Below are 23,833 nucleotides of genomic sequence, written 5' to 3'. Positions count from 1 at the left end.
AACCTCGAGCGCGGCCCGAGAAACCCAACGGAAACAAGCCTGATGGCCTTCTCCAACGAGCAGACCACCCCCCTGGCCCCCATGGAGGGGCGTGAGGTGATCGAGCGGGCGCTCCTCACCCTGCCCTTCTCCCCCGGCGTCTACCGCATGCTCGATGCCAAGGGGGACGCGCTCTATGTCGGCAAGGCGCGCAGCCTGAAGAAGCGCGTCTATGCCTATACCCAGGTCCACAAGCTGCCGGACCGGCTGAAGCGCATGGTCTTCGAGACACGGCACCTGGAGGTGATCACCACCGCCTCCGAGGCCGAGGCGCTGCTGCTGGAGGCCAACCTCATCAAGCGGCTGCGGCCGCGCTACAACATCGTGCTGCGGGATGATAAGTCCTACCCGTGGCTGGTGATCACGGAAGATCATCCTTACCCCCAGATTTCCAAGCACCGGGGGGAACGGCGCAAGGGCGCGTCCTACTGGGGCCCCTTCGCCTCGGCCTGGGCGGTCAACCAGACCCTCACCGCCCTGCAGCGCGTCTTCCTCCTGCGCTCCTGCCGGGACACGGTCTTCGACAACCGCTCCCGCCCCTGCCTGCTCCACCAGATCCGCCGCTGCTCCGCCCCCTGCGTCGAGCGCGTCTCGAAGGAGGAGTACGGGGAGCTTGTGAAGGAGGCCACGCAGTTCCTCTCCGGCGAGACCCCCTCCATTCAGAAGCGGCTGGCGAAGGAGATGGAGGAGGCGGCGGAACGGCTGGAGTTCGAGCGCGCGGCGGCCATCCGGGACCGCATCCGCGGCCTGACCCATGTGCAGGGCCGCGACCGCATCAACATGGAGAATGTGGGCGACGCCGACGTGGTGGCGCTGCACATGGCCGCCGGCCAGGCCTGCGTGCAGGTCTTCTTCTTCCGCGGCGGCCGCAACAACGGCAACCGGCCCTTCTTCCTGAGCGGGATGCGGGCGGATGCCGAGCCAGCGGAGGTGGTCACCGCATTCCTCGGCCAGCTCTACGACGACCTGCCGCCACCGCCCCTGGTCCTCGTCTCCCATGAATTGCCCGAAGCGGCGCTGGTGGCCGAGGCGCTCTCCCTCCGCGGTGACCGCAGGGTGGAGGTCCACCACCCCAAGCGCGGCGACAAGCGATCCGCCGTGGAGCACGCCCAGACCAATGCGCGGGAGGCGCTGGAGCGCAAGCTGGCGGAGGGCGCGGCCCAGGGCGAGCTGCTGGAAGGCGTGGCGAAGATCTTCGACCTGTCCTCCACGCCGGAGCGGATCGAGATCTACGACAACTCCCATATCCAGGGCACCAACGCCTATGGGGTGATGGTGGTGGCCGGGCCCTCGGGCTTCCTGAAGAACGCCTACCGCAAGTTCTCCATCCGGGGCGAAGGGGTGGTACCCGCGAAGGGCCGCGAGCCCGCCGACGCGACGGGAACCGAGCCCCTGGCGGGCGAGGACGTGGCCGCCCTGGCCCACGACGCCGCCGGCCGCACCGCTCTGAAGTCCACGGGCGGCCCAAGGGGCGGCGACGACTTCGCGATGATGCGCGAGGTCTTCGAGCGCCGCTTCGGCCGCGCCCTGAAGGAGGACCCGGAGCGGGAGAGCGACACCTGGCCCGACCTGGTGCTGATCGACGGCGGCCTGGGCCAGCTGAACGCGGCGCGGGAGATCCTGACGGAGATGGGGATTCACGACATCCCCCTAGTAGCCGTGGCCAAGGGCCCGGACCGCGATGCCGGGCGCGAGTGGTTCCACCGCACGGGGCATGACCCCATCCAGCTGCCGCCGCGCGACCCCGTCCTCTACTACCTGCAGCGCCTGCGGGACGAGGCGCACCGATTCGCCATCACCACCCACCGCGCCGGGCGCTCCAAATCCCTGGTGAAGAGCGAGCTGGACGACATCCCCGGCGTCGGCACCGCCATCAAGCGGGCGCTGCTGAACCACTTCGGCTCGGCCCGCGGCGTGCGGAACGCGGCGCTGGAGGACCTGCAGAACACCCCGGGGATCGGCCCCTCCGTCGCGAAGCGCATCTACGAGCACTTCCACCCCGGCACCACCGGCCCACTTGAGCCCTTGCGGCCGCGCGGCGGCAGGCGGAAGGCGGCCGCCTTGGACGCGATCGCGGAGGCGCCCGATGCGGTACCGGGTGCGGTGCCGGATGCGGTGGCGGAGGAGCCCCCTTCCCCGCCTCTCGCCGCCGACGCGGCGGGGCACGAGGTGGAGGGATGATCCCGCCCCGCGTTTCCCCCGGCGTTAATTTGGGGTAGGGCTTCGGCCAAGGAGACGCGGATGCCCACCGACCTGCCGAACCTGCTGACGCTCTCCCGCATCGCGGCGATTCCGCTGCTGGTGGTGCTGATGTTCCTCCGCACGCCGGTGGGCGACATCCTGGCCTGCGCGGTCTTCTCCGCCGCCGCCATCACCGATTATTTCGACGGCAAGATCGCGCGGGAGCGGGGCGCGCACACCGCCTTCGGGCGAATGCTGGACCCGATCGCGGACAAGCTGCTGGTCGGCGCCGCCCTGATGCTGCTGGCGGGGATGGACCGGCTCTCCCCCCTCGGCCTATTGCCGGCGATCGTCGTGCTGCTGCGTGAAATCCTCGTCTCCGGCCTGCGGGAATACCTGGCGGGGCTGCGGATCGGCCTGCCCGTGACGAAGCTGGCCAAGTGGAAGACCGGCTTCCAGATGGGCGCCATCGGCACCATCGTGGCGGGGGATAGCGGGGCATCCGCCATCGGACTGGGCTTCCTGCCGATCTCCTGGCTGGGCGAGGCGGGCCTCTGGGTGGCGGCGGCGCTGACCCTGCTGACGGGGTGGGACTACATGACCGCGGGGATGCGCCATGCGGCCGCCGAGGATCTCTCCCGCGGTCCGGCGCGGCAGGAAGGCGGGCGGGCCGGGTAGAAACCGGCGCGGCGGAGGGGCATCCTGGCCCCAACGACTCAACGGAACACGCGGACGGCCCCCGAAGCGGCGGGCCGGCCGGAAAGGGTATCAACCATGAACCGCCTTCGCACCGGCCGCATGATGGCCGGCCTGCCGCTGGCGCTGCTCCTCGGCGGCTGCTTCGGCCTCGGCGACATCGACATGGCCCCGTTCGGCCGCACGGACCCGATCGGCGCCCCGGACAGCCTGACCGTGCGCCGCGTGATGGGCACGGCGATCGAGGTGCCGCCCCTTCTCCCGGAACCGGGGAATGTCTGGCCGGCGGAGGAGGCGCCGCGCGCCACCCTGCAGAACCCGGATGCCGCCACCGTGCCCCCGCGGGAGCGCGAGCCCTCCGAGGCGCTGGAGCGGGCGCGGCAGCAGCGCGGCCCCGCACCGATCGGCCGGGCGCCGAACGCCACGGAGCCCGGCCCGGCCGTGGCGCCGGAGGTCGCGCCCAATCCCCGCGCGCCCGTGCCCGGCACCGTGACGCCGCGCCGGCGGGGCAGCAGCGATCCGGCCCTGCCGCCGCTCGATCCGCCGCCCGTGCCGCGCGCCGGCGTGCCGGGTGGCGCCTATCCCGCCCCGCCGCCGCCGCGGGTGCAGGGCTCCACCCTCGGCGTGCCGGGCGGGCCGCCCGCCACCATCGGCAACAGCACCGGGAATATCGGTTCCTATACCCAGCCGGGCGTGGGCACGGGCACGGCCATCCGCCAGGGCAATACCACGACCCTCTTCGCGCCGGACGGCTCGGTTCAGGTGGTGCCGACGCCTTGATCCGCGTCCTCTACTTCGCCTGGCTGCGCCAGCGCACCGGCACGGGGGAGGAGGAGGTCTCCCCCCCGGCGGAGGTACACGACCTCGGCGGGCTGATGCGCTGGCTTTCCGGCCGTTCGCCCGGCCATGCCTCGGCCTTCGCGGCCCCGGCCCAGGTGCGGATGGCCGTGAACCAGGAGTTCTGCGGCCCGGACCACCCGGTGAAGCCCGGGGACGAGGTGGCCTTCTTCCCCCCGGTGACGGGTGGCTGAGATGGACCCGACCATTCGCGTGCAGGAGGCACCCTTCGACCTCTCCGCCGAGACCGCCGCCCTTTCCGCCGGGCGGGTGGATGTCGGCGGGATCGCCAGCTTCCTCGGCCTTTGCCGCGCCGATGACGGGCTGGAGGCCCTGGTGCTGGAGCACTACCCCGGCATGACGGAGCGGGCCATCGCCGGCATCGTGGCCAAGGCTGGGGAGCGCTGGCCGCTGACGGGCTGCACCGTGATCCACCGCGTCGGCCGCATCCTGCCGGGCGAGGGCATCGTGCTGGTCCTGGCGGCCAGCCGCCACCGCGTGGCGGCGCTGGAGGCCTGCGCCTTCCTGATCGACTGGCTGAAGACCCACGCCCCCTTCTGGAAGCGGGAGGAATTCGCGGGCGGCACGGAGCGCTGGGTGGCCGCGCGCGAGGAGGACGCGGCCCGCACCCGGGAGTGGGGCTGAGGGGATCGGGGCTGAAAGCCGCCCTCTCCATCCTGGCCGGCGGGCTGATGCTGTGCTGGCCCGCCTTCCTCAACGGCTATCCGCTGCTCTTCAGCGATTCCGCCGCCTTCCTGCACCAGACGCTCGGGCCCTGGATGATCTGGGACAAGCCGTGGATCTACGGCCCGCTGATCTTCCCCCTGCACTGGCACCGCCTGCTCTGGCCCGTGGTGATCGCGCAGGGGCTGATGCTCTCGCACCTGCTCTGGCTGGCGCTGCGGGCCTTCGGCGGCGGAGCCTCGCCGGGGCGGCACCTGCTGCTCCTCCTCGTCGTCGCGGCGCTGACGGCGGTGCCCTTCTCCGTCTCCATCGTCATGCCGGACGTGTTCACCCCGGCCGTGCTGCTCGGCGCCCTGCTGCTCGGCTTCGGCCGCGCGGCGCTGTCCCGCGGGGAGGCCGCCTGGGTGGCGCTGCTCGTGGCTCTCGGCACGGCGGCGCATCTTTCCCACCTGCCGATGCTCGGGGCGCTGGCGGTGGCGTCGCTCCTCGCCGGCTGGCGCGCGGCGGGGCGGGTGGCGGTTCCGCTGGCCCTGGCCGCTGCGCTGCTGCTCGTCACCAATGCTGTGGGGCATGGGCGCGTCTCCCTCTCCCCCCACGGCGCTACCTTCCTGATGGCGCGGCTGGTGGCGAACGGGCCGGCGATCCGCACCATCGAGGCGCGCTGCCCGGAGGCGGGCTGGGCCCTCTGCGCCTTCAAGGGGCGGCTGGAACCCTACGGCCCGGAGGCCTGCCGTCTCCAGACCTGCCCGCGCGACCTCCTGCCGAGCGACATCCTGCTCTGGGAGCCCAGCAGCCCCATCAACACGGACGAGAACGGCAGGCCCCGCGCCTTCGGTGGCCGCAGCCTGGCCCCGGAAGCGGGCGCGATCATCCGGGAGACGGTCCGGCGCGAGCCCCTGGCCGTGGCCTGGGATGCCGTGAAGGACACGCTGGCGCAGCTCGTCTCGAACCGGGTCGGCGACACGCTGGAGCGCCGGCACCCCGGGGTCGGTATGGCGGAGCTGGTCGGGAAGTTCGGCCCGGCGGAGGCGGCCCGCTTCGAGGCCGGGGCGCAGTGGCGCGGGGTACTGCCTGGCATGGTCGCGCCCCTGCTCTGGGTGCAGGGGCCGCTGCTCGTGCTCTCGGCTCTGGCGCTGGCCGTGCTGGGCTGGCGCGGGCGACGGGACCGGGCCGTGCTCGGCCTGGCGCTGGGGATCGGCGTCGGCCTCCTCGCCAATGCCTTCGCCACGGGGGCGCTGAGCGGGCCGCATGACCGCTACGGGGCGCGCCTGGCCTGGCTGCTGGTGGCCGGGGCGATCCTGCTGGCGATGCGGGCCGGCGCGAAAGCATCGCGGCACGAGGCCGGCTGACCCCGCCGGCGCCGTTCACAGGCCGCTCGGGCAATAGGCCCGGGACGGCTACAGCCCGAGCTCGCTCAGGCCGGGATGGTTGTCGGGGCGGCGGCCGAGAGGCCAGCGGAACATCCGGTTGGCCTCCTCGATCGGCAGGTCGTTGATGGAGGCGATCCGCCGGCGCATCAGCCCGGCCTCGTCAAACTCCCAGTTCTCGTTCCCGTAGGAGCGGAACCACCCGCCGCTGTCGTCGTGCCATTCATAGGCGAAGCGCACGGCGATGCGGTTCCCCTGATGCGCCCAGACCTCCTTGATCAGCCGGTAGTCCAGTTCCCGGACCCATTTGCGACGCAGGAAGGCGACGATCTCCGCATGGCCAAGGACGAATTCCGCGCGGTTCCGCCAACGGCTGTCGGGCGTATAGGCCAGCGCCACGCGCTCGGGGTCGCGGCTGTTCCAGGCGTCCTCCGCCATGCGAGCTTTCTCGGCGGCGGTCTCGTCCGTGAAGGGCGGCAGGGGCGGGCGGGACATGGGGGGGACCTTTCCGAACCGGTCAGCCAGCATTTTGCCCACCGGTGCGGGCGAAGGCTACCGCCGCAGGCAGGCCATGCGCGGCCTGGGGTTCCGCACCCGGGGCAGCGGCACCGGGCGGCTCACGCCCGGCCGCATGAAACGGCGGGCCTCCGCCGGGCCTCCGATCAGCAGGGCCGGCCGCAGGCCGGGGGCGCAGAGCCCGGCCAGGCCGGCCATGGGCGGCAGAGCCACGGCCCCGCCCCGGCCCCAGGCCACGCCGAGCTGGGCCAGCGCGACCCGGCGATTATAGGCGGCGCCCCGCTCCGCCTCCCCGGAATGGTAGCGGCCGATGGCGTCCCCCCATTCCCCCGTGCTGCCGCGCAGGCTGTTCAGGAAGCGGGCGGCATAGCGGGCGTTGGTGACGGGGTCGAAGGCGGCGTCCAGGTTCGCGAAGGCGCCGGGGTGGTACATCAGGTTCACCTGCATGCAGCCCACGTCGATGGAGCGGACACCGCGCGCCTGCAGCGCGGCCACGGCGGCGACCGCGGCGGCCTTGCTGGGGGCGGAATACCCCTCCCCCTCCGCGTTCCAGGTCCAGGGCCAGGGTTCTGGCCGCCCGGAGGGGGCGGCGCGCCCACTTTCCACCAGGGCGATGGCGCCCAGCAGGCCGGGCGGGATGCCGGCGCCGGGCTCCACGGCCGCGATGGCGCGACGGCAGGCCGACCAGTCATCCGCCGGGGGCAATGGCTGGGCCATGGCGCCCAGGGGGGCAAGAAGGGCGGCGCCCAGCAGGGCGAGAAGGGGCGCGCGGCGCATGGGGGCGGAGGTCGGCCCCGCGGGCGCGCCGGTCAAGCTGGAATCGGGTCAAGCTGGAATCGGGTCAAGCTGGAACCGGGTTTAGCCGGGATCAGCTGGTGGCGGCGTCGGCGGCTGCGACCGCGCGGCGGTTGGCCTTGTCCTCCGCGTTGTCCGCCGCCTCGCTCGCCCGGGCGCGCTGCTCGCAGGTGGCGCGGATCCGGTCGAGCTCCTCCTCCGTCAGGTGCTCGATGCCGATAAAGGCGTTGCCGGCCGCGCTGGTGCGGATCAGCTCGTCCAGCTTCGCCTGAATGGCCGCGCCGTCCCGGTTCTGGGTGTTCTGGATCAGGAAGACCATCAAGAAGGTCACGATGGTCGTGCCGGTGTTGATGATGAGCTGCCAGGTGTCGGAGAAGCCGAACAAGGGCCCGGAGAATGCCCAGAGCACGACGATGCCGACGCAGATCATGAAGGTCGCTGGCCGGCCGGTGGCCTGGGCCACGCGGCTGGACACGTCGTTGAACACCTTGGAGAAGGTCATGGGAACGGTCTGCCGGCCTGGTTGACCGGGCCGGAAATCCAGCCCTGTCCGCATCAATGCCGCGCAAGGCATGACGGCTGCCAAGTGACCGTTATTTTAACCATTTGTTAACTCTGAGGCTCACCCCCCCTCAATGATGGCTTTGATGCGCGTGGCCAGCACCTTCATCGGGAAGGGCTTGGTCAGCACGTGCATGCCGGGGGCGAGGTGGCCGTTGCCGATGGCCGCGTTCTCCGCGTAACCGGTGATGAACAGCACGCGCAGCCCCGGCCGCAACTCCCGCGCCGCATCGGCCACCTGGCGGCCGTTCATCCCCCCGGGCAGGCCGACATCGGTGATCAGCAGGTCCAGCCGTGAATCGGAGCGCAGGACCTTCAGCGCGGAGGTGCCATCCGAGGCCTCCAGCGCGGCGTAGCCCAGCTCCTCCAGAACCTCCATCACCAGCATCCGCACGGTGGGCTCGTCGTCCACCACCAGCACCGTCTCGCCGCGTCCGGCGCGGGGCGGGACGCCGTGCGAGGCGGCCTCCTGTTCCTCAACCTCGCCCCAGTGGCGCGGTAGGTACAGACGCATCGTCGTGCCCTGGCCGAGCTCCGAGTAGATCCGCACCTGACCGCCGGACTGGCGGGCGAAGCCATAGATCATGGACAGGCCAAGCCCCGTGCCCTGGCCCACGGGCTTGGTGGTGAAGAAGGGGTCGAAGGCGCGGGCCACCACCTCGGGCGGCATGCCCGTGCCGGTATCGGTCACGCAGAGCGTCACGTACTGGCCCGGCGTCATGTCGCGCTCCCGCGCCGCGCGGTCGTCGATCCAGGAATTCGCCGTCTCGATCGTCAGCCGCCCTCCGCCGGGCATCGCGTCCCGCGCGTTGATCGCCAGGTTGAGGATGGCGTTCTCCAGCTGGTGGGGATCGCAGAGGGTGGGCCAGAGGCCGACGGCGAGCACCGTCTCCACCTCGATGGCCGGGCCCATGGTGCGACGGATCAGCTCCTCCATCCCCTGGATCAGCCGGTTGGCCCCGGTGGGCTTGGGGTCCAGCGTCTGCCGGCGGGAGAAGGCCAGCAGCCGGTGCGTCAGCGCCGCCGCCCGGTCCGCGGCCCCCTGGGCGGCGACCACGTAGCGCTCCACCTGCCCGAAGCGGCCCTGGGCGATGCGGGTGCGCAGCAGCTCCAACGATCCCACGATGCCGGTGAGGAGATTGTTGAAGTCGTGCGCGATGCCGCCGGTCAGCTGGCCCACCGCCTCCATCTTCTGACTCTGCCGCAGCGCCTCCTCGGCCTGCCGCAGCGCCTCCACCCGCTCCCGCTCCTCCGTCACGTCACGGCCGACGGCGCTGATCAGCCCCTCGCCATAAGCGGCGGACCAGTCGATCCAGCGCCAGCGCCCGTCCTTGTGGCGGTAGCGGTCCTCAACCCGCATCACCGGGCCGTCCCCGGAGAGCCGGCCCAGCCGCTCCCGCCCGCCCGCCGCGTCGTCGGGGTGGATCAGTTCGAGCACGCTGCGGCCGACCAGCTCCTCCTCCCGCCAGCCCAGCGTGGCGTGCCAGGCCGGGTTGACCGCCACGATCGTTCCCTCCGGCCGCGCGACAAGCATGATGTCGGCCGAGAGACGCCAGAGGCGGTTGCGGTCCGCGGTGCGGGCCGCGACCTCGGCCTCCAGCCCCTCGTTCAGGGCGCGGAGCTGCGCCTCCGTCCGCTTGGTGCCGGTGATGTCATAGATCACGCCGCTGAAGCGCAGGCCCGCCGTCTCGGCGTCCCGCAGGTACTCGCCCCGCCGCTTGAGCCAGCGCGTCTCCCCCGTATCGGCCCGCGCGATGCGGAACTCCACCTCCTCCGCCGTGCCGGGCACCGGCAGGGCGGCCTCGTCGATCACCGCCGGGTCGCCGGGATGCACCACGGCGTTCACCGTCCTCACCGGCAGGTCCGCCGCCGGGCGCAGGCCCAGCAACTGGCAGAACTGGTCCGACACGGCGGCGGTGGCGAAGCCCGGCATGTACTCGAAGGTGCCGATCCCGCCCGCGGTCTGCGCGATGCGGAGGCGTTCCTCCACCCGCTTCTGGTCGGTGACGTCCACCAGCGTGCCGAGGAAGTGGCCCGGGCCGCCCGCCTCGTCAGGATAGCGCCGGCCGCGAGCATGGACCCAGCGCAGCCCCAGGCCGGGCACGATGACGCGGCATTCCCGGGACAGCAGCTCCGCCCCGCGCAGGATCGCGCCCACGGCCAAGCGGATGCGGGTGCGGTCCTCCGGATGGATGGCGTTGAAGAAGGCGGAGGGCGGAACGCCGCGGGCCGCCTGCTCCGCCGATACCCCGACCAGGGTGGCAAAGCGGGCATCCCCGGTGATCCGCCGCTCCGCCACGTCCCAGTCCCAGGAGGCGAGGATCCCGGCGGCGGCCAGGGCATCCCGCAGCCCGCGGCCCTCGGCGCCTTTGTCCTCGGCGGGGCTCAAGTCCACGGCCGGCCCATGGGGGCGTGGTTCACGTTCGATTCGTCCTCGCGCAACCCCGGTACGCCGGGTGACGGCGACAGATGACCGGCTTCCCGAAGGTGTTCAAGGGCCGACCTTCCGCCCCTCCGCCGGAGCCTTGCCCGGCCCGCCGCGAAACCCCGCCATGGGCCCGGGCGATAGGCCTTTGAACTCGGAGGGACCCATGCACGCCAAGATCACCGTCCACGTCAGCCCGGACCGGCTTTTCGCCTGGCTGTCGGACCCGAAGAACGTGCGCCACTGGTTCGCGCATCTGCGGCACGAGGCAGACGTTCTGCCCGATGCCGGGATGACCGCCGACAAGGGCAGCCGCACCATCCGCTGGACCACGGACCCTGCCGGCCGGATCGAGGTTTCCGGCGAAGGCCAGGTGGCCGACATCTCTCTCACCTTTGAGGAGGGCGGGCGCCCGCACGAGGCGCCGGCCGAGGAGGAAAGCCCGGACGACGCGCCCACCAACGCCGGCAACGCCCTGCGGAGCATCAAGAGCCACACCGAGGCGGTCGATGGCGGCGACCCGGACATGCACACGCCCGGCGTCGTCTCCAAGGAGGCGGTGGAGGAAGCGGATCGGGAGATTGCGGCCGATCCGGAACACAGCGGCACGCCGCGGCGGTGAGGGGACGCGGGTGGCCCCAGGGGGCCCAGCCCCCTGGACCCCCGCCAAGGGACTGAGGCCCTTGGATCCCCTTCTGGATGGCGCCGCGCCGGCCTGAGAGGGTGTCTCTGCTTCCCGGCCTTTGTCGTCCGCTCGGGTCTCGGCCCCGAGGCGCCGTCACCGGGATGTCTCCAGCTCGCAGAAAAAGATGATGGTGAGGTCCGGGGAGCGGAAGAATTCTTTCTTCCTCTCCCCGGGACAGACCACCACCGAAAGAATCAGGCCGGATCGCCCTCCGGCTTCGGTCCGGGACGCGCTGCCAGCACCTTCCAGATCCCGTCCGCGGCCGCCACCAGCCGATCGCCGACCGTGAGTTGCCCGCGCAGGAAGATCACGGACTTGGCCAGGCGCACCACCTCGCCCCGAGCTTCCAGGAACTCGCCGGGATGGGCGGCGGCGACGAAGTGGGTGTTGAGCTGCATGGTGACGGAGGGCTTCTGGCCGGTCGCGTTCCAGGCGGTAAGGCCCATCGTGTTGTCCAGCATCGTCATCAGCAACCCGCCATGGGTGATGCCGTGCCCGTTCAGGTGGTGCTTCTCCACGAGAAGGCCGTAGGCCCAGCCATCCCCGTCCGGACGGGACCAATAGGGCCCGGTGTGGCCGGAGAAGCCCACCGGCGGGCGGCGGGACCAGCCCGCCGCTTCCGGGTCGAAGCTCACGCCGCGGCCTTCTCGTCCAGCGCGGTGAAGCTGCTGCCCTCATGTGCCAGGCGGAGCAGCAGGGCGGCGGGCTCCAGGTTCGTGTCGCCGGAGGCGGCAGCGAACTCGCGCAGGCGGGCGACGATCTTCGGCAGGCCCACGCTGTCCGCGTAGAACATCGGGCCGCCGGTCCAGGACGGCCAGCCGTAGCCGTTGAGCCAGACGGTGTCGATGTCGCCCGCGCGCGCGGCGATCCCTTCGCCGAGGATCCGCGCGCCCTCGTTGATCATGGGGAAGAGGAGGCGCTGCAGGATCTCCTCCTGCGGGATGGGGCGGCGCGTGATGCCGCGCTCGGCGGAGATGCGCTCGATCAGCGCCGCCACCTCCGGGTCCGGCGCGCCGGTGCGGCCATCGGCGGAGTAGTCGTAGAAGCCGCGCTTGGTCTTCTGGCCGAAGCGGCCCGCCTCGGCCAGGGCATCGGCCACGGGCGCGGTCTTCAGGTTCATGGCCTTGCGGATGCGCCAGGACACGTCGATCCCCGCCAGGTCCGACATAGCAAACGGCCCCATGCGGAAGCCGAAATCCGTCAGGGCCTTGTCCACGTCCTGCGGCAGCGCGCCTTCCAGCAGCAGGCGCTCGGCCTGGGCGGTGCGGCGGGCCAGCATGCGGTTGCCGATGAAGCCGTAGCAGACGCCCGAGACGACCGGCACCTTCGCCAGCTTGCGGCCGATCTCCATGGCGGTGGCCAGCGCGTCCGGCGCCGTCTCCTTCGCGCGCACCACCTCCAGCAGCTTCATCACGTTGGCCGGGGAGAAGAAGTGCATGCCCAGAACGTCGGCGGGGCGGGAGGTCGAGGCGGCGATCTCGTCCACGTCGAGGTAGGAGGTGTTGGTGGCGAGGATGGCGCCGGGCTTGGCGATCTCCTGGAGCTTGCCGAAGATCTCCTTCTTCAGCCCCATCTCCTCGAAGACGGCCTCCACCACGAGGTCGGCATCCGCGGCGGCCTCAAGGCCGACCTTGCCCTCGATCAGGCCCATGCGCTTCGCCTTGGCGTCCTCCGCCAAGCTGCCGCGCTTCACGGAGGTGGCGTAGTTGCCCTCCACCCGCTCCAGCCCGCGCTGCAGGTTCTCCTCGGTCGTCTCGATCAGCGTCACGGGGATGCCGGCATTGGCGAAGCACATGGCGATGCCGCCGCCCATGGTGCCCGCGCCGATCACGGCGGCCTTCGCCACTGGGCGGGCGCCGGTGCCCTTGGGCAGGCCGGGAATGCGGGCAGCCGCGCGCTCGGCGAAGAAGACGTGGCGCAGGGCCGCGCTGCGGGGGTCGTCGCGCAGGCGGGTGAAGTGCGCGCGCTCCACCGCCAGCCCCTCCTCGAAGGGCTTGTCGAAGCAGGCGCGGACGGCGTCCGCGCAGGCCTCCACGCTCGGGTTGTTCGGGTTGCGCTTGAGGATGGCGGCGGCCGCCTCCTCAAAGGCCTCCCGCGCGCCAAGGTTCGTGCGATCCTTCGGCACGGCCGGCAGGGTTCCGCCGGCCAGCTTCAGCGCCAGGGCTCTGGCGGCGGCCACCACGTCCTCCGCCACCTCGTCCACCAGCCCGTTCGCCTGGGCCTCCTTCGCGGAGATGGGCTTGCCCTCCGCCATGATCTTCAGGGCGGGCGCGGCGCCGATCAGGCGGGGCAGGCGCTGCGTGCCACCGGCGCCGGGCAGGATGCCGAGGGTCACCTCCGGCAGGCCCAGCTTCGCGGAAGGGGCGGCCACGCGGGCATGGCAGCCCAGCGCCACCTCTAGCCCGCCGCCCAGCGCCGCGCCGTTGATGGCGGCGACTACGGGCTTGGAGAGGGATTCGAAGATGGCGATCGTCTCCGGCAGGCTCGGCGGCACCGGGGGCTTGCCGAATTCGGAGATGTCGGCGCCGGCGATGAAGGTCTTGCCCTCGGCCGCCAGCACGATCGCGCGCACCGCCGGATCGGCCGCGGCGGCCTCGGCGGCCCGCTTCAGCCCGCCGCGCACGGCGGCGCTCAGCGCGTTCACCGGCGGATTGGCGATGCGGATGACGGCGATCCCGTCCTCGACGCGGCTGGTGACCGGCTCCTGCTGAGTCATGGACGGCTCTCCTTTTCCCTTCAAACCGCTGTTTTCACGAAAAAACTTCCGGTCCGATGCCGGCGAGGAAAGAGCCGCCGCGCCGGGGCGTCAAGCGCCCCCGCCCGATCCACCCCCGATGGGCGTTGCCGATCCGGAACAACACGCCTGCGTGAGAGGCCTGAGCAGCCCGCTCGCGGAGTGCCAGTTGCCATGGGTCGGATTCCTCCAGGGGCCGGCAAGGCCCCGGCGGGATCGCCGCGACGATGGCGCCGCGGAAGGCCGGAGGACTGTCCAAAATGCCCCGAACCACATCGCAGAGCATCATGCCGGGGGCGGCATCCGCCACCCTGGCGGAACCCGCCATCCGCCGGATCGGCCTGTCCGACCTGGGGGATGCACTGGCCCGGGGCTGGCGGGACTTCCTGGAGGTGCCGACCCAGCTCTTCTTCCTCTGCCTCATCTATCCGGTGATGGGGCTCACCCTCGGCTTCGCCGCCTCCGGCAACAACCTGCTGCCGATCCTCTGGCCGCTGGCGGCGGGCTTCGCCCTGGTGGGGCCCGTCGCGGCGGTCGGCCTGTACGAGATGAGCCGCAGGCGCGAGCAGGGCCTGCCGGTGAGCTGGCGGAACGGGATAGATGTCTTCGGCTCGGCCGCGATCGGCTCGATCCTGGGGGTTGGGGTGGTCCTCTTCGCCCTGTTCGTGGCCTGGATCGCCTGCGCCCTCTGGATCTGGCGCAGCACCGTCGGCCCGACCGAGATCGGCTCCTTCAGCGAGCTATGGGCCGCGCTGCAGACAGCGGAAGGGCACCGCCTGATCCTGATCGGCAACCTCGCCGGGCTCGGCTTCGCGGTCGCGGCCCTGGCCATCAGCGTCGTCTCCGTCCCGCTGCTGCTGGAGCGGGACATTGGGGCGGGCGGGGCGATCCGCACCTCGCTGCGAGCGGTGGTGGCCAATCCGGTGCCGATGGCGGCCTGGGGCACGATCGTCGCCGGGCTGCTCTTCCTCGGCTCCCTGCCGCTCTTCGTCGGGCTGGCGGTGGTGATGCCGGTGCTCGGCCACGCCACCTGGCACCTGTACCGGAAGGTGGTGGCCTGACGGAGGGGTGAAGGGGGCGGCGGCCGTCCCGGTCGGGCTGGGCGTTCCAGCGCGGCCCGGACAGGTCTAGAACGGCGGGGATGCGCCCCCCGCTGTCCCCCGCACCCGCGCCGATCCTGCACCGTTTCGCCAATCCCGGCCGCTTCCTGCGGGCGACGAACCGGCTGATGCCCTGGCTCTGGGGCCTCTCGCTGGCAGTGCTGCTGCCGGCGGCGGGGTGGGCGCTGTTCCTCTCCCCGGTCGATTGGCAGCAGGGGGAGACGGTGCGGATCATGTACGTCCACGTGCCGATGGCCTGGCTGGCGATGTCCGGCTATGCCGGCCTCGCCGTCGCCTCCGTGCTGGCGCTGGTGTGGAAGCACCCGCTGGCGGACCTCGCGGCGCGGGAGCTTTCGCCCGTGGGCGCGGTGGCCACGGCGCTGTGCCTGGCCACCGGCAGCCTCTGGGGGCGGCCGATGTGGGGCACCTGGTGGGCCTGGGATGCGCGGATGACCTCCGTGCTGGTGCTGTTCTTCCTCTGGGTCGGCCACGCCGCGATCACCCGCGCCTTCGAGGACGAGGAGCGCGGGGCGCGGATGGGGGCGATCCTGGCGCTGGTGGGGGTGGTGAACCTGCCGATCGTGAAATTCTCCGTGGACTGGTGGAACACGCTGCACCAGCCGGCGAGCGTGGCGCGGATGGGCGGGCCCTCGCTGCACGTCTCCATGCTCGGCCCGCTGCTGGCCTGCGCGATCGGCTTCACCCTTCTCTTCGCGACCCTGGTGCTGGCGCGGGTGCGGGCGGCGGTGATGGAGCGGCGGGTGGCGGCGCTGGAGATGGCGCGGGCGCGGGCGGCGGACCGGCCGGGGACGACGGGCGAGGTGGTGGTGGCATGAGCGCGCACCTGTGGAACGTGGCGGTGGCCTGGGCGCTGGCGGCCGCCGGCTTCGGCGGGCTGGCGCTGGGCGCGGTGCTGCGCCACCGCTCGGCGGCGCGGCGCCTGGCTGAGCTGGAACGCGCCCCGAGGGGAACAGCATGAGCGGCGCGGCGGCGGTCAGGGGCGCGAAGCCCGGCGGGCTCGGGCGGGCAGCTGCGCGGCGCCGGCGGCGGCTCTGGGTGCTGCTGCTCTGCGGGCTGGGGCTGGGGATGGCGGCCGCGCTGGCGCTGACGGCCTTCCAGGACAACCTCGTCTTCTTCCGCTCCCCCTCCGACATCGCCGCGGGGATGGGGCATGACGGGCGGGCCTTCCGCCTGGGTGGGCTGGTGGAGGCCGGGAGCGTGGTGCGGGACGGCACGGAGGCGCGCTTCCGCGTGACGGACGGCCCCCACGCCATCGCCGTGACCTATCGCGGCGTGCTGCCGGACCTGTTCCGCGAGGGGCAGGGCGTGGTGACGCTGGGGAAGATGCTCCCGGACGGCTCCTTCGCCGCCTCCGAGGTGCTGGCGCGGCACGACGAGACCTACATGCCACCCGAAGTTAAAGACGCGCTGGAGCGCAGCGGGCACTGGAACCCCAGCCAGGGCGCGGCGCCGCCGCCCTCCGGCTGGAACACGATGCAGCCGGCCCCGGCCGGCGCCAGGACGGGTGGATGATTCCAGAACTCGGGCATTTCGCGCTGGCGCTGGCCCTCGCGCTCGCGCTCGCGCAGTCCGTGCTGCCGCTGGTGGGCGCGCAGCGGGGCGAGGCGCGGCTGATGGCAGCGGGCGCCGGGCTGGCGACGGGCGTGCTGATCGCGGTGGCGGCCGCCTTCGCCGCGCTGCTGTGGTCCTTCGCGGAGAACGACACCACCGTCTCGGCCGTGGTGCAGAACAGCCACTCCGCCAAACCCATGCTCTACAAGCTCGCCGGCGCCTGGGGGAACCATGAGGGTTCCATGGTGCTCTGGGTGCTGATCCTCGCGCTCTGCGGCGGCGCGGTCGCGCTCTTCGGGCGGGGGCTGCCGGGGGCGCTGCGGGCGCGGGTGCTGGCGATCCTGGGGATGATCGCGGTGGGGTTCCTGGCCTTCATCCTCGCCACCTCCAACCCCTTCACCCGGGTCTGGCCGCCGGCGGTGGATGGGCAGGGGCTGAACCCCGTGCTGCAGGACCCCGGCCTCGCCTTCCACCCTCCCCTTCTCTACCTCGGCTATGTCGGCACGGCCGTGACCTTCGCCTTCGCCATCGCGGCGCTGATCGAGGGGCGGGTGGACGCGGCCTGGGGGCGCTGGGTGCGGCCCTGGGCGCTGGCCTCCTGGTCCTTCCTCACCCTCGGCATCGCCCTCGGCTCCTGGTGGGCCTATTACGAGCTGGGCTGGGGCGGCTACTGGTTCTGGGACCCGGTGGAGAACGCCTCGCTCCTGCCCTGGCTCGCCGGCTGCGCGCTGCTGCACTCCGCCATCGTCGTGGAGAAGCGGGAGGCGCTGAAGACCTGGTCGATCTTCCTGGCGATCCTCGCCTTCTCCATGTCGCTGCTCGGCACCTTCCTCGTGCGCTCCGGCGTGCTGAACTCCGTGCACGCCTTCGCCAATGATCCGGAGCGCGGCGTGTTCATCCTCGCGCTGCTGTTCATCACCGTGGGCGGGGCTTTCGCGCTGTTCGCGTGGCGCGCCCCGGCGCTGATGCCCACCGGGATCTTCGCGCCACTGTCGCGCGAGGGCGCGCTGGTGCTGAACAACCTGCTTCTCTGCACGGTCGCGGCGGTGGTGCTGGCCGGCACGCTGTACCCGATGTTCGCGGACCTGATGCTGAAGGCGAAGATCTCCGTCGGCCCGCCCTTCTACCAGGCCACCGTTTTCCCGCTGGCGCTGCCGCTGATCCTGGCGATGGCGGCGGGGCCGCTGATGGCGTGGAAGCGCGCGCGGGCCTGGCCGGTGCTGCAAAGGCTTTGGTGGGTGGCGCTGGTCGCACTGGGCGTCATCGCGCTGGTCTGGCTGGTGCAGGGCCGGCCCGTGCTGCCGGCGCTGGGCTTCGGCGCGGCGTGCTGGCTCATCCTCGCGGCCTTCGTCGATGTTGCGGAGCGGATCGCCCTCTTCTCCCGCCCGCGCGCCGCTTTCGCCCGCGCCCGCGGGCTGCCGCGCGCGGCCTGGGGCGGGGCGGTGGCGCATGCGGGGTTCGGAATCAGCCTGCTCGGCATGGCCGGGATGGGGCTGGCGACGCAGGCGCTGGTCAATGTTCGGCCGGGGCAGAGCGTTCCGCTCGCGGGCTACGAGTTCCGGCTGGACGGCGTGGGGGACGTGGTGGGGCCCAACTTCACCGCCCGGCGCGCGACGGTGACGGTGCTGCGCGACGGCGCCGTGGTGACGGTGCTGACGCCGGAGAGGCGCAACTTCCCCCTGGCGCGCCAGACGACGACCGAGGCGGCAATCCACACCACCTGGGCCTCAGACCTCTATGCCGTGATGGGCGAGGAGGAGAACGGCGTGGCCACGCTGCGCCTGCACCACAACCCGCTGGCGCCCTGGATCTGGCTCGGCGGCGCGGTGATGGCGCTGGGCGGGGGCATCTCCCTTTCCGATCGCAGGGCGCGCGTCGGCGCACCCGCGCGGCGGCGCGCGGCGGCGGAGGCAGAGGCGTGAGCGGGGCGGAGGGTTCCCCGACCGCTCGCCCCCTGGCCCGCCGCGCCCTGCTCTGGGCGCCGCTGGGGCTGGCGGCCGCGGGCGGCATCGGCTTCTGGGCGATGCTGCGGGGGATGAAGGACGGGTCCTACGACCCGCGCGGCGTGCCCTCAGCCCTTCTCGGCAAGCCGGCGCCGCGCCTCGCGCTGCCGCCGCTGGAAGGGGTGGAGACGCCGGGCTTCCAGCCGGAGGCGCTGGCAACCGGCGGTCCGGTGCTGGTGAACTTCTGGGCCTCCTGGTGCGTGCCCTGCGTGATCGAGCACCCGCAGCTCATGGCCCTGCAGGCGCGGGGCGTGCGTCTGCTGGGCGTGAACTACAAGGACAAGGCGCCGGAGGCCGGGCGCTTCCTGCGACAGCACGGCAACCCCTTCTCCGCCCTGGTGGTGGATGCAGAAGGGCGCGCGGGGATCGACTACGGGCTCTACGGCGTGCCGGAGACCTATCTCGTGGACGGCGGCGGCATCGTGCGCTGGCGCTGGGCCGGGCCGATGACGCCGGACACGGTTTCGGCCGAGCTGGAGCCGCTGCTGCGGCGGCACGCGTGAGGGCGCTTCTTCTCGCCCTGATGCTCGTGCCGTCCCTGGCGCTCGCCGTGGGCCGCCCTTCCGAGATGCTGCCGGACCCGGCGCAGGAGGCGCGCGCGGAGGCGATCGGGCGCGAGCTGCGCTGCATGGTCTGCCAGAACCAGTCCATCGAGGACAGCGAGGCCGACCTGGCGCGCGACCTGCGGCGGCTGGTGCGGGAGCGGGTCTCCTCCGGCGAGTCCGACGAGGCGGTGGTGAACCACATCCACGACCGCTACGGCGACTTCGTCCTGCTGCGCCCCCCCTTCAACTGGGTAACAGCGCCGCTCTGGGCGCTGCCGGTGCTGGCGCTGCTCGGGGGCGGGCTGGGGATCGTGCTGACGCGCCGGCGATCTGCCCTGCGCGCGGGCCCGGCACCACTTTCCCCGGAGGAGCGCGCGCGGCTGGCGTCGCTGGAGCGAGAGCCGTGACCTGGATCCTTTCGGGGCTTCTCGCGGCGGCGGCGTTGCTGCCGCTGGCCTGGATCATCCTGCGCCCGGCCCAGGCGGTGGATCGGGCGGCGGCGGACCGCGCGCTGTACCGCGCGCAGATGGCGGAGCTGGAACGGGACCGTGCTTCCGGCCGCCTGGACGAGGCGGCGCACGCGGCGGCGCTTCTGGAAGTGCAGCGGCGGCTGCTGGCCGTGCCGGAGGCCGCGCCGGCGCGGGTGGGCGGGCGCGGGCCGCTGCTGGCGGGGCTGGTGGCCGTGCCGGTGCTGGCCTTCGCCGTCTATTTCCTCAACGGCTTCCCCGCCATGCCATCCGCCACCTTCGCGGAGCGGCGGGACGCGGAGGCGCGGGACGAGGCGTTGCTGGCGGAACTGCGGACGCGCCTGCAATCCATGCCGCCCCGCGCCCCGCAGACGCGCCAGGGCTGGCTGCTGCTGGCGGAGGCCGAGCGGAACCGCGGGCGACCGGCCGAGGCGGCGGCGGCCTATGGCGAGGTGCTGAAGATCGGCTTCGACCCCGATCTCGCCGCCCAGCGCGCGCAGGTGCTGCTGGAGGCCGGGCAGCTTGAGGAGGCGTCCGCCTTCCTGGCCGATGCCCTGCCCCGCGCGCCCGGCCATGTCGGGTTGCGCTTCCTCGCCGGGCAGGTGGAGGCCCAGGCCGGGCGCCCGGCGGCGGCGCGGGCGGCGTGGCAGGCGCTGCTGGCAACGGCGCCGGATGGCGCGCCCTGGAAGGGCATGGTGGAGAGACGGATGCAGTCGCTGCCATGAGTGGGGCCATGAGCGGTGCCGGGCTGGAAGCGCTGGAGGCGCGGCTGCGGCAGGACCTGGAATGGCTGGAGCTGCCGGCCAAGCCCTGGGTGCCGGAAATGGTGGTGGACGGGCGGCCGGTGACCGATGTGGCGGTGATCGGCGCGGGCATGGCGGGGCTGGCGGCCTCGGCCGCGCTGCGGCTGGAGGGGATCGACCGCCAGCGCGTGCTGGATCGCGCGGGCCCTGGGCAGGAAGGCCCCTGGGTGACCTATGCCCGGATGGAGACGCTCCGCTCGCCGAAAGGCCTGGCCGGGCCGGCGCTGGGCTTCGGCGCCCTCACCTTCCGCGCCTGGTTCGAGGCGCAGTTCGGCGCGGCGGCCTGGGAAGCGCTGGGCAAGATCCCCCGCGCCCAGTGGATGGAGTACCTGAACTGGTACCGCCGCGTGATGGCGGTGCCGGTGGAGAACGCCGCGCATGTCTCCCTGATCCGCCCGCGCGCGGACGGGCTGGTGGCGCTGGAGAGGCGGGACGCCCCGGGGATCCTGTGCCGCCGCCTGATCCTCGCCACGGGGCGGGACGGGCTGGGCGCCGAATACGTGCCGCCGATGGCGCAGCGGGTGGACCGCCGCTTCTGGGCCCATTCGCGCGAGGAGATCGACTTCGCCGCCCTGCGCGGCAAGCGCGTGGGCGTGGTGGGCGCGGGCGCTTCCGCCATGGACAATGCGGCGACGGCGCTGGAGACGGGCGCGGCCTCGCTGGACCTGTTCGTTCGGCGGAAGGCGCTGCCGCGGGTGAACAAGTTCACGGGCATCGGCAGCCAGGGCGTGGTGCACGGCTTCGCTGGCCTGCCGGACGAGTGGAAGTGGCGCTTCCTGCACTATGTCGGCGCGGCGCAGACGCCGCCGCCGCGCGACAGCACCATGCGCGTCTCCCGCCATCCGCACGCACGGCTGCACCTGGCCTGCCCGGTGACGGGGCTGCGTGAGATGGATGGCGCGCTGGTGGTGGAGACGCCGCAGGGCGAGTTCACCGTGGACTTCCTGATCCTCGCCACGGGGTTCCACGCGGCGATGGAGACGCGGCCGGAGCTGGCGCTGATCGCGCCGCATGTGCGGCTGTGGCGGGACCGCTTTCCGGCACCGGAGGGGATGGAGAGCGAGGAGCTGTCCTCCTCCCCCGATCTCGCGCCGGACTTCTCCTTCCAGGAGAAGGTGGAGGGCGCCTGCCCGGCGCTGCGGCACATCCACGCCTTCAACTACCCGGCCACGCTGAGCCACGGGAAGCTGACGGGCGACATCCCCGCCATCTCCGCCGGCGCGCGCCGCCTAGCGCAGGGGATTGCCCGGTCCCTTTTCGTGGAGGACCGGGAGACGCATTTCGAGCGGCTGGTGGCCTATGAGACACCCGAGCTGCTGGGCGACGAGTGGCCCGAACGATGACGGTTGAGGTGACGCCATGGACGATCTGATCGAGGGCATCCTGGGCATCGCGCCCGGATCGCCGCTGGCCGAGTTGCGGCGGCGCCGTCCGGAGGCGCTGAAGCACGCGCAGGGCGCGTACCGGGAACTGCTGATGCCGGAAGACCCCGGCAACGTCTCCCATGCCGATCGCGCGGCCCTGGCGCTGCGGGTGGCGCTGCGCGAGGGGGATGCGGCGCTGGCAAAGCACTTCCGCGGCCTGCTGGAGGAGGCGGGCGCGCAGGAGGCGATCATGCTGGCCGAGGACCTCTCCGCCGCGCCGATGGAGGGGCGGCTCGCCGCGCTGCTGCGCTACGCCGACGTGGTAGGATCGCATCCCGCCGACGTCTCCCAGGCCACGATCGACACGCTCTCGGCCATGGGGCTGACGCCGCGCGATATCGTGGCCGTCACGCAGCTCGTCTCCTTCGTGCCTTACCAGGTTCGGGTGATCGCGGGGCTGCGCGCCATGCTTCAGGAGAAGGCGGCATGAAGCACTTCACGATGGAAGAGGTGGGCTGGACGCCGCGCCTCCCGCCTGTCGAGGCCGAGACGGCGACACCCGCGCAGCTGGCCGCGCTGGAGGCCTGCCCGCCGGCGCAGCGGCTCTCCACGTACTTCCTCACCCTTGCCAACGATCCGGGATCGCTGGGCGAGCGCGGGGCGCTGTTCAACACGGTAATGTACGCGCCGCGCGGGCTGCCGCGCGCGGACCGGGAATTCTCCACGGCCGTCGTCTCCATGGCGAATGGCTGCGTGTACTGCACCTCCGTCCACGCGCGCCGCTTCGCGGAGCTCTCCAAGCAGCGGGAGGCGATGCAGCGCGTGCTGGACGAAGGACACGCGGTGGAGACCGACCCCCGCCGCCGCGCCATCGCGGATTTCAGCGAGAAGCTGACGCTGACGCCGGGCGCCGTGTCGGCGGCAGACCTGGCGCCGCTGCGCGCCGCGGGGATGGACGATCTGGAGGTGCTGGACCTCATCCACTCCATCGCCATGTTCGCCAACGCGAACCGGCTGATGCAGTCCCTCGGCGAGACGGACGCGCCGGAATAGGTCCTGGGCGCCGCCCGGGCCTGCCTCATTGCGGCCGGGTCGGCGCCCCGGCCGCCCGGGTCCTCTCAAGGCAGGCCTGGGTCACCTGGGAGCGGACGCTGGCGCTGTCGATGTCCAGCTGGCCGAGCGGGCCGTAAACCCGGTCCTCCGCCATCGCGCCGCGCATCTGGCAGGCATAGACCGGGTCCGCGGCGGCCTGCCCCGCCCCGCCATCCGGCGCGCACGCCGCCAGGAGGAGGCAGGCCGCTCCGGCGGCGTGCAGGGTCTTTCCCATGGAACATGCTCCCCGGACGGTCTGACCACCGTAACGGCGAACGGATAGCCGGGCTGCCGGTGCGCCCTGCCCTACTCGTTGCGGGCGCCGGACTGGCGGACCAGCGCGGCGTGGCGCCCGATCTCCTCGTGCAGAAAGTTCGCCAGCCGCGCGGGGTCACCGCCCAGCGGGGTCATGCCTTGCTCCTCGAAGCGCGTGCGGGCGGCGGGATCGGCCAGGATTTCGTTGGCCACGGCATTGATCCGGCGCAGCAGGGCGGGGTCCACGCCCTTCGGCAGGAACAGGCCGAACCAGGTGCCGAAGACGAGGCCGGGCATGCCCAGTTCCGCCGTGGTGGGCACGTCCGGCAGCTGGGGGGAGCGGCGGTCGTCCAGGATGGCGATCGGCGTCACCGCGCCCGCGCGCACTTGCGGCGCGACGCCGGTGATGAGGTTGAACATGGCCTGGATGCGCCCGGCCAGAAGGTCCGTCACCCCCGCCGCTGGCGCGGCATAGGGCACGTGCACCATCTGCGCGCCGGTGAGTGACTTATAGAGCTCCCCCGCCAGGTGCATCGAGGAGCCGTTGCCCGTGGAGCCGAAGTTGATGCCGTTCGGGTGGGCGCGGGCGTAGTCGCCGAACTCCTGCAGGCTGTGGATCGGCAGGTCCTTGTTCACCACCAGCACGTTCGGAACGTTGCCGATAAGGGCGACAGGCTCGAAGTCCTTCTCCGGGTCGAAGGGCAGGTCCTTGTAGAGGGCGGGGCCGGTGGCGAGCGTGCCGGCCCAGGACCAGAGGATCGTGTAGCCGTCCGGCGTGGCGCGTGCGCCGGCCAGCGCGCCGATATTGCCGTTGGCGCCGCCGCGGTTGTCGACCAGCACGCGCTGGCCGACGCGCTTCTCCATCTCCTGCGAGAAGACGCGGGCCAGCGTGTCCGCCGTGCCGCCGCCACCGGGCGCGGGGACGATGATGCGGACGGGGCGGTTGGGCCAGGCTCCGCTCGACGGCGCCTCGGCGGGGGTGGGCGGCGCGGTCTGGGCACGGGCGGCGCTGGCAAGGCCCAGGGTGAGGCCGGATGCCGCGGAGAGAAGGGCGCGGCGGCGCGTGGGGATCATCGTGGGGGACTCCCGGTGGATGCGGGAAGCTTAGGGGT

25 protein-coding genes and 1 pseudogene are annotated in these 23,833 nt (G+C 72.5%); 18 read left to right on the top strand and 8 right to left on the bottom strand.

The genetic code is table 11. The features are described from left to right. Positions 1–42: 42 nt before the first annotated feature. The 6 genes and pseudogenes from uvrC to J5Y10_RS04090 form a co-directional block, all read left to right on the top strand. Positions 43–2,049, top strand: a pseudogene (uvrC, locus tag J5Y10_RS04115) (excinuclease ABC subunit UvrC); the annotation flags it as partial. A gap of 231 nt (positions 2,050–2,280) precedes the next feature. Next, positions 2,281–2,898: a CDP-diacylglycerol--glycerol-3-phosphate 3-phosphatidyltransferase gene (gene pgsA / locus J5Y10_RS04110; protein WP_209370975.1), complete on the top strand. Its 618-nt coding sequence runs from the start codon at positions 2,281–2,283 to the stop codon at positions 2,896–2,898. Between the two features lie 96 nt (positions 2,899–2,994). Then, positions 2,995–3,696, top strand: coding sequence for a hypothetical protein (locus J5Y10_RS04105; protein ID WP_209370973.1), 702 nt, complete (start codon positions 2,995–2,997; stop codon positions 3,694–3,696). Continuing rightward, a complete protein-coding gene (moaD, locus tag J5Y10_RS04100; protein WP_245214285.1) occupies positions 3,693–3,947 on the top strand; it encodes a molybdopterin converting factor subunit 1 in 255 nt (84 codons plus the stop codon). Before J5Y10_RS04105 ends, moaD begins: the two co-directional genes overlap by 4 nt. A gap of 1 nt (position 3,948) precedes the next feature. Continuing rightward, a complete protein-coding gene (locus J5Y10_RS04095; protein WP_209370971.1) occupies positions 3,949–4,398 on the top strand; it encodes a molybdenum cofactor biosynthesis protein MoaE in 450 nt (149 codons plus the stop codon). Beyond that, a complete protein-coding gene (locus J5Y10_RS04090; protein ID WP_342452833.1) occupies positions 4,389–5,786 on the top strand; it encodes a hypothetical protein in 1,398 nt (465 codons plus the stop codon). Before J5Y10_RS04095 ends, J5Y10_RS04090 begins: the two co-directional genes overlap by 10 nt. 48 nt (positions 5,787–5,834) lie before the next feature. Here J5Y10_RS04090 and J5Y10_RS04085 read toward each other — a convergent pair whose 3' ends face one another. The 4 genes from J5Y10_RS04085 to J5Y10_RS04070 all read right to left on the bottom strand — a co-directional run bounded on the left by J5Y10_RS04085 (position 5,835) and on the right by J5Y10_RS04070 (position 10,071). After that, a complete protein-coding gene (locus tag J5Y10_RS04085; RefSeq protein ID WP_209370968.1) occupies positions 5,835–6,299 on the bottom strand; it encodes a nuclear transport factor 2 family protein in 465 nt (154 codons plus the stop codon). Positions 6,300–6,356: 57 nt separating this feature from the next. Next, positions 6,357–7,133 carry a transglycosylase SLT domain-containing protein gene (locus J5Y10_RS04080; protein ID WP_245214284.1) on the bottom strand — a complete coding sequence of 259 codons (777 nt, stop codon included), beginning with the start codon at positions 7,131–7,133 and terminating at the stop codon, positions 6,357–6,359. A gap of 55 nt (positions 7,134–7,188) precedes the next feature. Continuing rightward, entirely contained in the window at positions 7,189–7,617 is a 429-nt protein-coding gene (locus tag J5Y10_RS04075) for a low affinity iron permease family protein (protein ID WP_209370966.1), read from the bottom strand. A 120-nt stretch (positions 7,618–7,737) separates the two neighbouring features. Next, the gene (locus J5Y10_RS04070; protein ID WP_209370964.1) at positions 7,738–10,071 is read right to left on the bottom strand and encodes a hybrid sensor histidine kinase/response regulator; all 2,334 of its coding nucleotides are present in this window, start codon (positions 10,069–10,071) and stop codon (positions 7,738–7,740) included. Positions 10,072–10,267: 196 nt separating this feature from the next. Here J5Y10_RS04070 and J5Y10_RS04065 point away from each other — a divergent pair, with 196 nt between their 5' ends. Further along, positions 10,268–10,723: an SRPBCC family protein gene (locus tag J5Y10_RS04065; protein ID WP_209370962.1), complete on the top strand. Its 456-nt coding sequence runs from the start codon at positions 10,268–10,270 to the stop codon at positions 10,721–10,723. A gap of 257 nt (positions 10,724–10,980) precedes the next feature. On the opposite strand, the gene J5Y10_RS27725 is transcribed toward J5Y10_RS04065, so the two are convergent. Beyond that, positions 10,981–11,421, bottom strand: coding sequence for a PaaI family thioesterase (locus tag J5Y10_RS27725; RefSeq protein WP_209370959.1), 441 nt, complete (start codon positions 11,419–11,421; stop codon positions 10,981–10,983). After that, positions 11,418–13,502, bottom strand: coding sequence for a 3-hydroxyacyl-CoA dehydrogenase NAD-binding domain-containing protein (locus J5Y10_RS04055; protein ID WP_209370958.1), 2,085 nt, complete (start codon positions 13,500–13,502; stop codon positions 11,418–11,420). The genes J5Y10_RS27725 and J5Y10_RS04055 overlap by 4 nt, the downstream gene beginning before the upstream one ends. Before the next feature lie 278 nt (positions 13,503–13,780). On the opposite strand from J5Y10_RS04055, the gene J5Y10_RS04050 reads away from it, so the two are divergent. From J5Y10_RS04050 to J5Y10_RS04000, 11 genes are all read left to right on the top strand, one after another. After that, positions 13,781–14,581: a DUF2189 domain-containing protein gene (locus J5Y10_RS04050; RefSeq protein ID WP_245214283.1), complete on the top strand. Its 801-nt coding sequence runs from the start codon at positions 13,781–13,783 to the stop codon at positions 14,579–14,581. A gap of 80 nt (positions 14,582–14,661) precedes the next feature. After that, positions 14,662–15,456 (top strand): heme ABC transporter permease, encoded by a 795-nt coding sequence (locus J5Y10_RS04045; protein WP_209370957.1) that lies wholly within the window; start codon positions 14,662–14,664, stop codon positions 15,454–15,456. Beyond that, positions 15,453–15,599, top strand: a complete 147-nt coding sequence (locus tag J5Y10_RS04040) for a hypothetical protein (protein WP_209370955.1) — start codon at positions 15,453–15,455, stop codon at positions 15,597–15,599. The genes J5Y10_RS04045 and J5Y10_RS04040 overlap by 4 nt, the downstream gene beginning before the upstream one ends. Continuing rightward, entirely contained in the window at positions 15,596–16,153 is a 558-nt protein-coding gene (ccmE, locus tag J5Y10_RS04035) for a cytochrome c maturation protein CcmE (protein ID WP_209370953.1), read from the top strand. Before J5Y10_RS04040 ends, ccmE begins: the two co-directional genes overlap by 4 nt. Next, on the top strand, positions 16,150–18,114 hold the full coding sequence (locus J5Y10_RS04030) for a heme lyase CcmF/NrfE family subunit (protein WP_209370951.1): 1,965 nt from the start codon (positions 16,150–16,152) through the stop codon (positions 18,112–18,114). The genes ccmE and J5Y10_RS04030 overlap by 4 nt, the downstream gene beginning before the upstream one ends. Further along, positions 18,111–18,698 carry a DsbE family thiol:disulfide interchange protein gene (locus tag J5Y10_RS04025; protein ID WP_342452832.1) on the top strand — a complete coding sequence of 196 codons (588 nt, stop codon included), beginning with the start codon at positions 18,111–18,113 and terminating at the stop codon, positions 18,696–18,698. The genes J5Y10_RS04030 and J5Y10_RS04025 overlap by 4 nt, the downstream gene beginning before the upstream one ends. Further along, positions 18,695–19,147, top strand: a complete 453-nt coding sequence (locus tag J5Y10_RS04020; protein ID WP_342452831.1) for a cytochrome c-type biogenesis protein — start codon at positions 18,695–18,697, stop codon at positions 19,145–19,147. Before J5Y10_RS04025 ends, J5Y10_RS04020 begins: the two co-directional genes overlap by 4 nt. Next, a complete protein-coding gene (gene ccmI, locus J5Y10_RS28700) occupies positions 19,144–19,932 on the top strand; it encodes a c-type cytochrome biogenesis protein CcmI (RefSeq protein ID WP_209370949.1) in 789 nt (262 codons plus the stop codon). Before J5Y10_RS04020 ends, ccmI begins: the two co-directional genes overlap by 4 nt. An 8-nt stretch (positions 19,933–19,940) precedes the next feature. Next, positions 19,941–21,353: an NAD(P)-binding domain-containing protein gene (locus J5Y10_RS04010; protein WP_209370939.1), complete on the top strand. Its 1,413-nt coding sequence runs from the start codon at positions 19,941–19,943 to the stop codon at positions 21,351–21,353. A gap of 16 nt (positions 21,354–21,369) precedes the next feature. Next, positions 21,370–21,864, top strand: a complete 495-nt coding sequence (locus J5Y10_RS04005) for a CMD domain protein (RefSeq protein WP_209370936.1) — start codon at positions 21,370–21,372, stop codon at positions 21,862–21,864. Beyond that, entirely contained in the window at positions 21,861–22,427 is a 567-nt protein-coding gene (locus J5Y10_RS04000; RefSeq protein ID WP_209370934.1) for a peroxidase-related enzyme, read from the top strand. The genes J5Y10_RS04005 and J5Y10_RS04000 overlap by 4 nt, the downstream gene beginning before the upstream one ends. 25 nt (positions 22,428–22,452) lie before the next feature. Here the strand turns inward: J5Y10_RS04000 and J5Y10_RS03995 are convergent, their stop codons facing one another. Continuing rightward, entirely contained in the window at positions 22,453–22,701 is a 249-nt protein-coding gene (locus J5Y10_RS03995; protein ID WP_209370932.1) for a hypothetical protein, read from the bottom strand. A 71-nt stretch (positions 22,702–22,772) separates the two neighbouring features. After that, entirely contained in the window at positions 22,773–23,795 is a 1,023-nt protein-coding gene (locus J5Y10_RS03990) for a Bug family tripartite tricarboxylate transporter substrate binding protein (RefSeq protein ID WP_209370929.1), read from the bottom strand. Positions 23,796–23,833 lie beyond the last annotated feature (38 nt).

The organism is Roseomonas indoligenes, assembly GCF_017813365.1.
Lineage (GTDB): Bacteria > Pseudomonadota > Alphaproteobacteria > Acetobacterales > Acetobacteraceae > Roseomonas > Roseomonas indoligenes.
This window is presented reverse-complemented; position numbering and strand designations above follow the sequence as displayed.